The 9812-nt window shown below is 64.9% G+C and carries 10 protein-coding genes, 1 pseudogene and 1 riboswitch; of the genes and pseudogenes, 6 read left to right on the top strand and 5 right to left on the bottom strand.

Translation table 11 applies throughout. The features are described from left to right. Positions 1-171, top strand: a pseudogene (locus Q8R73_RS04315) (ornithine carbamoyltransferase); the annotation flags it as partial. A 229-nt stretch (positions 172-400) separates the two neighbouring features. Continuing rightward, positions 401-1408 (top strand): Hsp33 family molecular chaperone, encoded by a 1008-nt coding sequence (locus Q8R73_RS04310; RefSeq protein ID WP_305718300.1) that lies wholly within the window; start codon positions 401-403, stop codon positions 1406-1408. Positions 1409-1414: 6 nt separating this feature from the next. Here Q8R73_RS04310 and Q8R73_RS04305 read toward each other — a convergent pair whose 3' ends face one another. The 3 genes from Q8R73_RS04305 to apaG all read right to left on the bottom strand — a co-directional run bounded on the left by Q8R73_RS04305 (position 1415) and on the right by apaG (position 3198). Continuing rightward, a complete protein-coding gene (locus Q8R73_RS04305; protein WP_305718299.1) occupies positions 1415-2110 on the bottom strand; it encodes a trypsin-like serine protease in 696 nt (231 codons plus the stop codon). Positions 2111-2184: 74 nt separating this feature from the next. Then, the gene (locus Q8R73_RS04300) at positions 2185-2541 is read right to left on the bottom strand and encodes a PilZ domain-containing protein (RefSeq protein WP_305718298.1); all 357 of its coding nucleotides are present in this window, start codon (positions 2539-2541) and stop codon (positions 2185-2187) included. 264 nt (positions 2542-2805) lie between these two features. Beyond that, positions 2806-3198, bottom strand: a complete 393-nt coding sequence (gene apaG / locus Q8R73_RS04295; protein WP_305718297.1) for a Co2+/Mg2+ efflux protein ApaG — start codon at positions 3196-3198, stop codon at positions 2806-2808. Between the two features lie 309 nt (positions 3199-3507). Here apaG and Q8R73_RS04290 point away from each other — a divergent pair, with 309 nt between their 5' ends. The 3 genes from Q8R73_RS04290 to Q8R73_RS04280 are packed head-to-tail and all read left to right on the top strand — an operon-like array spanning position 3508 to position 6540. Beyond that, complete coding sequence (locus Q8R73_RS04290) at positions 3508-4764, top strand: OpgC family protein (protein WP_305718296.1); 1257 nt, start codon at positions 3508-3510, stop codon at positions 4762-4764. Continuing rightward, positions 4761-5510, top strand: coding sequence for an SGNH/GDSL hydrolase family protein (locus Q8R73_RS04285; protein WP_305718301.1), 750 nt, complete (start codon positions 4761-4763; stop codon positions 5508-5510). The genes Q8R73_RS04290 and Q8R73_RS04285 overlap by 4 nt, the downstream gene beginning before the upstream one ends. A gap of 13 nt (positions 5511-5523) precedes the next feature. Beyond that, positions 5524-6540, top strand: coding sequence for an SGNH/GDSL hydrolase family protein (locus Q8R73_RS04280; protein WP_305718295.1), 1017 nt, complete (start codon positions 5524-5526; stop codon positions 6538-6540). A gap of 150 nt (positions 6541-6690) precedes the next feature. On the opposite strand, the gene Q8R73_RS04275 is transcribed toward Q8R73_RS04280, so the two are convergent. Beyond that, on the bottom strand, positions 6691-7884 hold the full coding sequence (locus Q8R73_RS04275; protein ID WP_305718294.1) for an O-succinylhomoserine sulfhydrylase: 1194 nt from the start codon (positions 7882-7884) through the stop codon (positions 6691-6693). A gap of 73 nt (positions 7885-7957) precedes the next feature. After that, a riboswitch (SAM riboswitch) is annotated at positions 7958-8037 on the bottom strand. A 112-nt stretch (positions 8038-8149) separates the two neighbouring features. On the opposite strand from Q8R73_RS04275, the gene Q8R73_RS04270 reads away from it, so the two are divergent. Continuing rightward, entirely contained in the window at positions 8150-9256 is a 1107-nt protein-coding gene (locus Q8R73_RS04270; RefSeq protein WP_305718293.1) for a 2'-deoxycytidine 5'-triphosphate deaminase, read from the top strand. Between the two features lie 157 nt (positions 9257-9413). Here the strand turns inward: Q8R73_RS04270 and Q8R73_RS04265 are convergent. Further along, positions 9414-9812: DUF4010 domain-containing protein (locus Q8R73_RS04265; protein ID WP_305718292.1), on the bottom strand; the 399-nt coding region annotated here is incomplete at its 5' end.

The following is a 9812-nucleotide window of genomic DNA, read 5'->3' as shown; positions in this document are numbered from 1 at the left end:
TCATTGGCGAAACCCGATGCGCTGTTCATGCACTGCCTGCCCGCCCACCGCGGCGACGAGGTCACCGACGAGGTGATCGACGGCCCGCAGTCGGTGGTGTTCGACGAGGCCGAAAACCGCCTGCACGCCCAGAAAGGCATTCTGGCCTGGTGCTTCGAGGCGGTCTCCTGATCCCTCCCCCCGCGCGGCTCTTCGCCGCGTGGTGGGGAGGGTGGCCGGCCGAAGGCCGGTCGGGTGGGGGGTGTCTCAGCAAACGATCTGCCAGCGGAATGCGCGGAAGCAGCCCCCCACCCGGCACATCGTTCGCTGCGCTCACGATGTGCCACCCTCCCCACCGCTTCGCGGGGGGAGGGACAGGAACCTCTTTCCTTTCCCGTCCGCCGACCCCAGATAAAGCGCCATGACTTCACAATCTCCCGACATCAAGATCTCGCTGGAAACCCCGATCCGCGCCCCGTCACCGGTTCCGGTCGACGATGCGGTGCTGCCGTTCGAGGTCGCATCGCTGGACCTGCGCGGCCGCCTGACGAGGCTCGGCCCGGCGCTCGACGACGTCCTGACCAAACACGATTATCCGCCAGCCGTGGGAAAACTGCTCGGCGAGGCCATCGTGCTGACGACCCTGCTCGGCTCCTCGCTGAAATTCGACGGCCGCTTCATCCTGCAGACCCAGACCGACGGCCCCGTGTCGTTCCTGATCGTGGACTTTCAGGCGCCCGACCGGCTGCGCGCCTATGCCCGCTACGATGCCAAGCGGCTCGAGGACGGCCAGGATTCCGGAGCGCTGCTCGGCCACGGCCATCTCGCCATGACCATCGACCAGGGCGCGGACATGAGCCGCTATCAGGGGCTGGTGGCGCTGGAAGGCGGCGACCTGGAAGACGCCGCGCATGAATATTTCCTGCGTTCCGAACAGATCCCGACGCGGGTGCGTCTGGCGGTTGGCGAGGAATGGCGCGGCGGCGGCGACGGCCCGAAACATCGCTGGCGCGCCGGCGGCATGCTGCTGCAGTTCCTGCCCAAGGCGCCGGAGCGGGCGCGGCAGGCCGATCTGCATCCCGGCGATGCGCCTGACGGTGTCGAGGTCGATGAGGTCGCGGAGGACGACGCCTGGGTCGAGGGCCAGTCGCTGATCTCGACCGTCGAGGACATCGAACTGATCGATCCGGATCTTTCCGGCGAGCGGCTGTTGTACCGCCTGTTTCACGAGCGCGGCGTCCGCGTCTTCGCACCATTGCCGCTGCGCGCGCAATGCTCCTGCTCGCGCGACGCGGTGTCCGGCATGCTCAACAGCTTCGAGAAGCAGGACCGCGCCGACATGGTCAAGGACGGCAAAGTGGTGGTGACCTGCGAGTTCTGTTCGTCGGTCTACGAATTCACTCCGCAGCAAGCCGGCGTGGAGGAGTAGGCGGCCTCAAGGTGCGCTCAATTTCCGCACCGTCTCCCTGATCCATTCGCTATGCGCCGCCAGCGCCACCGCCTTGGTCTGTTTGCCCGAGATCGCGACCATCAGCCCGACGAGGCTGTGCATGCCGCGATACGCAAAGACAGGGCCGCCGGAATCGCCCGGTCCGGCGTTGGCCGCATCCTCGCCGACGCTGCCGAGGATGACCCAGCCTTTGAAGGATTGGGCAACCCGCTGCAGCACCATGCGCAGGACCGTGTTCGCTGCGGCATCCCCGGCGGTGCCCCATCCCGCCACGATCAGGTCGTCGCCGACGCCGGGGGCGCGCGGATTGAGAACGGCCGGGACGAACCGTCCGGGCAGCGGTGTTGCCAGCTTGAGGATCGCGAGATCGGGCGAACCGGAATCCCTCGGCACATAGAGCGGATGCTGGACGATCCCGGCGACGGTGCTGAGCAGCGACGGCGGCAGGGTCTGATTTTCGCCGACATTGCCGCCGACCCGGAGGCGCTCGCCCCTGCGAACGCAGTGCGCGGCCGTCAGCACGACGTCCGGCGCCAGCACCACGCCGCTGCATCTGCTCTTGGCGCCGGCCACGACGACGGTGAAGCGCTGCACCGTGCGGTCGGCGAGGTCGGCGCCGACCAGCGCGCCGGCCGGACCGCCCGACAGCACCAGGAAAATCACGAGCGCGAGGTGTCTCACTGGGTAGGCTTCACGCACGGATGGCAGCCTTGCTGCGATGAGGTATCTCAACCGCGACAGTCTACACCGCATCCCTAGTCGAACGCGATGCCGAGCTGCTTTCCCCGGCGCCAGACGGCGTGGCAGGGCAGCGTCGAGCCGGCGGCCATCAAGGTCAAATGCTTCGGCAGTCGCGGGCGGCCGGTCAGCGTGAGGCTGGCGCCGGTGGCGGAAAGGTCGTGAACCGTGCACGCGAACGCGCGGCGGCCGGCCGAGATTGTCGCTGGCGTCGTCACGGCATGCCGCAGCACGACCCGTCTCTCATCGACCGAACTGCGGTCGGCGGTTCGCGGTTCCACCATGCTGAAGACGCCGCTGCATTCCGAACAGATGTAGGACCACAGGTCGTAGTCGGCGGCGCAGGGGACGATCCGGTCGAGCATCATGGTCATGCGGCATGGCTGGCAGACCGGCGTCGGCTTTGCTGATGGGGGCATACAAGGAAGCTAGGTGCCGCAGCGCGAAATTCGAATCCGCACAACTACGTAGCGCCCCGGTTAAGCTTAATGGCGCACACCGGCTGTCATCGCCCGCGAAGGCGGGCGATCCAGTATTCCAGAGACGCCAGCCATCGAATCGAAAGGCCGCGGCGTACTGGATCCCCCGCCTTCGCGGGGGACGACGACTGTGGTTGAAGCGGACGCCGTGCCTCGCTGCTAGTTCAACACCCGCTTGCTGTCGGGACTGTCCAGCGAGAAGGCGGGGACGTCGATCTCGAACTTCTCGCCGCTCTCGCTCATCATCTGGTAGCGGCCGCTCATGAAGCCCGATGCGGTCGGCAGCGGTACACCCGAGGTGTATTCGAAGCGCTCGCCGGGGGCCAGCACCGGCTGCTCGCCGACCACGCCCTCGCCGCGGACTTCCTGCTTACGGCCGGAGGCGTCGGTGATGAGCCAGTACCGGGTCCGCAATTGAACCGTCTCCGCGCCGGTGTTGGTGATGACGATGGTGTAGGACCAGAAATACTGACGGTTTTCGATCGACGAGCGTTCCGGCAGGAAGTTCGGCTCGACGGTAACCTCGATCTGGCGGGTAACGGCGCGGTACATGCAGTCATTCTTCCAAGCAGTCGGTCTTCCGTGCAGCCGGTCTTCCATTCGGTGATTCTTCCACTAGTCGTTTCCAGGCAGTCCCGTTTCCAGGCAGTCCCCTCGGCATCTTATCGAAAAGTCCCGGTGGAACCAACCGCCGCCCGACCATGGCAGCCTCCACGCAGCTGTAATTCCAATCGTTGTTTAAACACGGTTCCGGCCTAAAGCGCACCGCGCAGGCCATTGCCGGGTATATTGCGGCAACCCGCATTGCCCCTATCTTTCGTATCCGGCGAACGGGTAAAGTTCATCTCCAGACGGTGCCAGATGACGTCCATTGCCGATCGAATTGCCGGAGCAGCGCCTGCGGACGAAGCGGATGCGCGCGGCGCGGCGACGGCTGACCTGACGGTGATCACGCTTCCCGCCCGGGCCGAGCGCGAACTGCGACTAGATCTGTTCCGCGGGCTGGCGCTGTGGCTGATCTTCGTCGGCCATCTGCCCAACAATATCGTGACCTGGTTCACGTTCCGCAATTACGGGTTCAGCGACGCCACCGAAATCTTCATCTTCATTTCCGGATATACCGCGGCGTTCGTGTACGGCCGCGCCATGCTGGAGGCCGGATTCGTGGTCGCGACGGCGCGCATCCTGCGCCGGGTCTGGCAGATCTATGTCGCGCATGTGTTCCTGTTCGTGATCTTTCTGGCGCAGATTTTCTATGTCGCCGCCAGATTCGACAACCCGCTATACGCGGAAGAAATGGGGATCATGGATTTCCTCAAGCAGCCCGATGTCACCATCATCCAGGCGCTGCTGCTGCGGTTCCGCCCCGCCAACATGGATGTGCTGCCGCTCTATATCGTGCTGATGCTGTTTCTGCCCCTGATCATCTGGATGATGAAGCGGCGGCCCGACGTCACGCTGGTGCTGTCGGTCGTGCTCTATGCGCTCAGCTGGCAATTCGACCTGCACCTGTCGGCCTATCCGAACGGCTTCTGGGTCTTCAATCCGTTCGCCTGGCAATTGCTGTTCGTGTTCGGCACGTGGTGCGCGCTGGGCGGCGCCAGGCGAATGTCGCGGGTGCTGTCGTCGCCGGTCACGATGTGGATCTGTGCCGCCTATCTGTTGTTCGCATTCTGCGTCACCCTGACCTGGCACCTGCCGCAGCTGAACTTCCTGATGCCGAAGCTGATCGAGCAGTGGATGTATCCGATCACCAAGACCGACATGGACGTGCTCAGGTTCGCGCACTTCTTGGCGCTGGCGGCGGTGACGGTGCGCCTGCTGCCGAAGGACTGGCCCGGATTGAAGTCGCGCTGGCTGCGGCCGTTGATCCTGTGCGGGCAGCATTCGCTGGAGATATTCTGTCTCGGCGTATTCCTGGCCTTTGCCGGGCATTTCGTGCTGGCCGAGTTTTCCGGCGGTGGCCCGGTGCTGCAGCTCGTCGTCAGCCTTGCCGGAATCCTCATTATGTCCGGGATGGCGTGGATGCTTTCGTGGTACAAGCATTCCGCCGACAAGAGTGCACCGCGGAAAAAAAGCGCCGTTGGCAACGCCGATATGGCAGGAGGGGGCTCATGAAGTCCGACCCGGTGACCCTTCTGGGACTGAGCTTGCTCGTCGGCTTGTTGGCCATCGCGCCGGCGCGCGCCGACCCTGCGAGTTGCGATGTCCCTGCGTATTTGCTGCTCACCGAAAGCCCGCTGCCCAAGGTCGAGGCTGCGATCAAAAGCGGACGCCCGCTGGATATTGTGGTCGTCGGCAGCCGGTCGTCGAGCATTGCCACCTCCGAAGCCAGCGCCTGGCCCGGCAGGCTGCAGGCGTCGCTGAAGGAGAGGCTGAAGGTGCCGGTCAACCTCTCGGTAGAACTACAGGTCAAGAAGACCGCCGAGGAAGTCGCAACCGACATCGTTAAGCTGGTGGAAGGCAAAAAGCCTGCATTGGTCATCTGGCAGACCGGCACCTATGATGCTATGCGATCGGTCGATCCAGAGGATTTTCGCACCGCGGTCGGCGACGGGGCGGTCGCGCTGCAGGGGGCGGGAGCCGACGTGATCTTGATGAATCTGCAATACAGCCCGCGCACCGAGTCGATGATTTCCGCGTCGCCCTATCTGGACAACATGCGGGTGGTGGCACAGGAGCATGAAGTCCCGCTGTTCGACCGCTTTGCGATCATGCGGCACTGGAGCGATCAGGGAGATTTCGATCTGTTCGGCGCCGGCCACGGTCTCGACCTTGCCAAGCGGGTCCATGATTGCATCGGCCGGGTGCTGGCGAAATTCGTGGTCGACGCCGCGCGCCTCGAGCCGGCGCAGCAGAATTGAGGAATTAGCGTTAATGAGTTGTCACTGCCCTTTTTGTCGCGTTGCGTCCCTTGTGCTTCCCGCCGTTGCGGCAGTCGTGCTGCTGACTTCGGCGCCGGTTTGGCCTGCGCGCGCACAAGCCGTTCAGCCCGCCCAGCAGGCCGCTCTCTCTGCCCCGGCCACATCCGATGCCGCCAGGCCGGCCGCGCCGTCGAGCGGCGGCCAGGTCGCCGCCGTCGATCCGGCCAATCCGCAGCAGAAGGGCCTCCCTTCCCGGGCGATCGACAAGGTCAAGGAAGCCGCGAAATCCGCCGGCGACATCTTCAGTCGCGTCCCGTGCCTGCCGCCGAAGGGCGGCGTAAAAAAGCTGGGCTCGCTGCCGCATGTGGCGAGCAAGCTGGTTGCGGGTGAGCCCGTCGCGATCGTTGCGTTCGGTTCTTCCTCGACACAAGGCCATGGCGCGACGTCGCCCGAGTTCAATTATCCCAACCGGCTGGCGGCGCAGCTGCGCCGGCAGTATCCGACCGTCGCCATCACCGTGATCAATGCGGGCAAAGGCGGCGACGACGCCCCGGAAATGATGAAGCGGCTGCAGACCGCCGTGCTCGACATCAAGCCGGATCTGGTGATCTGGCAGGTCGGCACCAATGCGGTGCTGCGCAACCTCGATCCCGCCGAGACCGCCAGGCTGGTGGAGGAAGGCATTGCGCGCATTCAGGCTGTTGGCGCCGACCTCGTGCTGATCGATCCGCAATATGCGCCGGCGGTCAACGCGCGCGCCGAAAGCGCCGGCAAGATGATCAACCTGCTCGGAAAGGTCGCCGAGTTGCGCCGTGTCGGCATCTTCCCCCGCTTCGAGGTGATGCGCGACTGGTATGAGACGCAGGCGATCCCGATCGACAATTTCGTCACCGCCGACGGCCTGCACATGAGCGACTGGGGCTACGCCTGCTTCGCCCAACTGCTCGGCGACGACATCATCCGGTCGGTCGGCCAGATCAGGCGCGGCATCGACCTGCCTGCCAACGTCACGGCGTACCGGCCGATGTGAGGCGGGCTGGCACCGCTCCAGCGTCGTCCTTGCGAACGCAGGGACTCATACGCCGCGGCCCAACGGATAGAAGTTGGTGCCAGACGATTTTTTGAATCGCTGGCACCTGTGGTTATGGGTCCCTGCGTTCGCAGGGACGACGATGGAGGCTCACGCCATCTCCAGCGCCGCCACGAGATCCTCGATCAGATCGTCGCGGTGCTCGAGCCCGGCCGAGAATCTGATAAAACCTTCGCTGATCCCGAGCTCGGCGCGCGCTTCCGGCGTCAGCCGCTGATGCGTCGTCGTCGCGGGGTGGGTGACGAGGCTCTTGGCGTCGCCGAGGTTGTTGGAGATCCGCGAGATCTTCAGGCCGTTGAGGGTGCGGAACGCTGCCGCCTTGCCGCCCTTGACCTCGAAGCCGATCAGCGTCGAGCCGGCGCGCATCTGCTTCTTTACCGTGGCGGCCTGCGGATGATCGGCGCGGCCGGGATAGATCAGGCGCGAGATCTTCGGATGCTGCGCCAGCATGTCGGCGATGGCGGCGGCGCTTTCGGTCTGGGCGCGCACCCGCACGCCAAGCGTCTCCAGCCCCTTCAGCAACACCCAGGCGTTGAACGGCGACATCGACGGGCCGGTCTGGCGCATGAAATTGTGGATGTGCTCGGCAATGAACGCTTCCGACGACAGGATGATGCCGCCGAGGCAGCGGCCCTGGCCGTCGATATGCTTGGTGGCGGAATACACCACGACATCGGCGCCCAGCGTCAGCGGGCTCTGCCAGATCGGCGTCGCGAACACGTTGTCGACGATCAGCCGCGCCCCGCCGGCATGCGCGATCTCGGCGATCGCGCCGATATCGAGCACGTCAAGCGTCGGATTGGTCGGGCTCTCCAGGAAGCAGGTCTTTGTGTTCGGCCGCATCGCCTTCTGCCACTGGTCGAGATCGAGGCCGTCGACCAGCGTGGACGAGATGCCGTAGCGCGGCAGCAAGTCTTCCACCACGTAGCGGCAGGATCCGAACATCGCCTTCGCCGCCACCACGTGATCGCCGGCCTTCAGCGGCGCAAGAATGGCCGTCGTCACCGCGGCCATGCCGGTGGCGGTGGCACGCGCGGCTTCGGCGCCCTCGAGGTCGATCATGCGGTTCTCGAACATCGAGATGTTCGGATTGGAAAACCGCGAATAGAGAAAGCCGGGATCCTCGCCCTTGAACCGCGCTTCGCATTGCTCGGCGCTGTCATAGACAAAACCCTGGGTCAGGAACAGCGCTTCGGAGGTTTCGCCGAACTGCGAGCGCAGCGTGCCGGAATGCACCAGCCGGGTTTCGGGACGGTAGCGGGCGGTGGATTTAGTCTCAGACATGTGACCTCCGTCGTGACCAAATCTGAAAATGGTCACAAAAAAACCGGCCTGGAAAAAATTCCACAAGCCGGGATCACACATGTCCCCGGCCTGTTTAGCGACTTGTTTAACGTGGCTGCAAGCCGGCCGGCTCAAATCACCACGGGATAAGTCATGCTGATATTCCCTTGCGCCCTTTCCGTCAAGGCAGCCATCGGATAACCGGTAAAAGTCCATACTTTTCAGCGTCTGGATGACCGAACGCCGGCATCCTGAGGACCCCATCGTGACCTTCACGCTCTCGCCCGACGCCAATGGCATTCTGCCCGACCGCATGATCGCGGCGATGGCCGATGCCGGCCTCATCCTGCCGGCCTATCCGTTCGTCGAAAGCCAGATCCAGCCGGCCAGCCTCGATTTGCGGCTCGGCGACGTCGCCTACCGGGTGCGCGCCAGTTTCTTGCCGGGCCCGGGCGCCACGGTGGGCGAGCGCATCGACGAGTTGAAACTGCACGAGATCGACCTGACCGACGGCGCTGTGCTCGAAACCAATTGCGTCTACATCGTGCCGCTGCTGGAAAGTCTGGCGCTGCCGCCGGAGATCATCGCCGCCGCCAATCCCAAGAGTTCAACCGGGCGGCTCGACGTATTCACCCGCGTGATCGCCGACGGCACAAGGCGCTTCGACATGATCGGCGCCGGCTATCACGGCCCGCTCTATGCCGAGATCAGCCCGAAGACCTTTCCGGTGCTGCTGCGCGAGGGTTCGCGGCTCAGCCAGGTGCGCTTCCGCACCGGCGACGCCATCCTCACTTCCGACGAACTCGACGCGCTGCATGATCTGGAGCGGCTGGTCGATATCGACGACGCCGACCTCGTCAACGGCGTGGCGCTGAGCGTCGACCTCTCGGGTGAAAACTCGGACGGCTTCGTGGGCTACCGCGCCAAGCGTCACACCGGCGTGGTCGATATCGACCGCCGCGGAGGCTACGCGGTCGGCGAATTCTGGGAGCCGATCGCGGCGCGCCCCGACGGCAGCCTGATTCTCGATCCCGGCGAGTTCTACATTCTCGCCTCGAAAGAGGCCGTCCAGGTGCCGCCGGATTACGCCGCGGAAATGGTGCCGTTCGATCCGCTGGTCGGCGAATTCCGGGTGCATTACGCCGGCTTCTTCGATCCCGGCTTCGGCTACGCCGGCGCCGGCGGCCAAGGCTCGCGCGCGGTGCTGGAAGTGCGCTCGCGCGAAGTGCCCTTCATCCTCGAACACGGCCAGATCGTCGGCCGCCTGGTCTACGAAAAAATGCTCTCCCGCCCCGACGCCCTGTACGGCCAGCGTATCGGCTCCAACTACCAGGCCCAGGGGTTGAAGCTGAGCAAGCATTTTCGGGTGTAATCTTTCTTACCTCTCCCGCTTGCGGGGGAGGTCGACGCGCGTGAAACGCGCGGCGGGTGGGGGAAACTCTCTCAATTTGCGCCGGTGCCCGCGGAGGCAGCCCCCACCCCAGCCCTCCCCCGCGAGCGGGAGAGGGGGCGCAGCACAGCGGATGATACTATCGCGTCCTATCTCGTCGCCCAAGCGCATACCGCATCAGCAGTGCCCCGGCCCAGGCCGCGCCGGCGACAATCACCAGCCCCGGTATCAGGCGCAGTGCGAAGGACCGGCTGCCGCTGCTCCAGGCAAACACGATCTTGCTGACGGTGTTGGTGGTGAGTGCGGTGAGGACGGGAAACACCGCCTCTGCAGCCGTCATCTTGCCGGACGCCACAAGCGAAGCCACTGCGACGGCGGCGGAATGGGTGTCGACGAAGCCGGAGGCCGCGGCCGCTATGATGACGCCGGCGTCGCCGAACCAGTCGCGCAGCGCGGCCGAGGCGATCAGCATCGCCGCAAGCGTCAGGGCGAACAGCAACGCCATCGGGAGGCTGAACGCCTGTCCCGGCTGGGGATC

The organism is Bradyrhizobium sp., from assembly GCF_030697065.1.
Lineage (GTDB): Bacteria > Pseudomonadota > Alphaproteobacteria > Rhizobiales > Xanthobacteraceae > Bradyrhizobium.
This window is presented reverse-complemented; position numbering and strand designations above follow the sequence as displayed.

Bases quoted from the DNA above. Each gene is read 5' to 3' on its own strand.
- Q8R73_RS04290 (WP_305718296.1), top strand. From the start codon at position 3,508: ATGACGTCCATTGCCGATCGAATTGCCGGAGCAGCGCCTGCGGACGAA.
- Q8R73_RS04280 (WP_305718295.1), top strand. From the start codon at position 5,524: ATGAGTTGTCACTGCCCTTTTTGTCGCGTTGCGTCCCTTGTGCTTCCC.
- apaG (WP_305718297.1), bottom strand. From the start codon at position 3,198: ATGTACCGCGCCGTTACCCGCCAGATCGAGGTTACCGTCGAGCCGAAC.
- Q8R73_RS04300 (WP_305718298.1), bottom strand. From the start codon at position 2,541: ATGACCATGATGCTCGACCGGATCGTCCCCTGCGCCGCCGACTACGAC.
- Q8R73_RS04275 (WP_305718294.1), bottom strand. From the start codon at position 7,884: ATGTCTGAGACTAAATCCACCGCCCGCTACCGTCCCGAAACCCGGCTG.
- Q8R73_RS04310 (WP_305718300.1), top strand. From the start codon at position 401: ATGACTTCACAATCTCCCGACATCAAGATCTCGCTGGAAACCCCGATC.
- Q8R73_RS04285 (WP_305718301.1), top strand. From the start codon at position 4,761: ATGAAGTCCGACCCGGTGACCCTTCTGGGACTGAGCTTGCTCGTCGGC.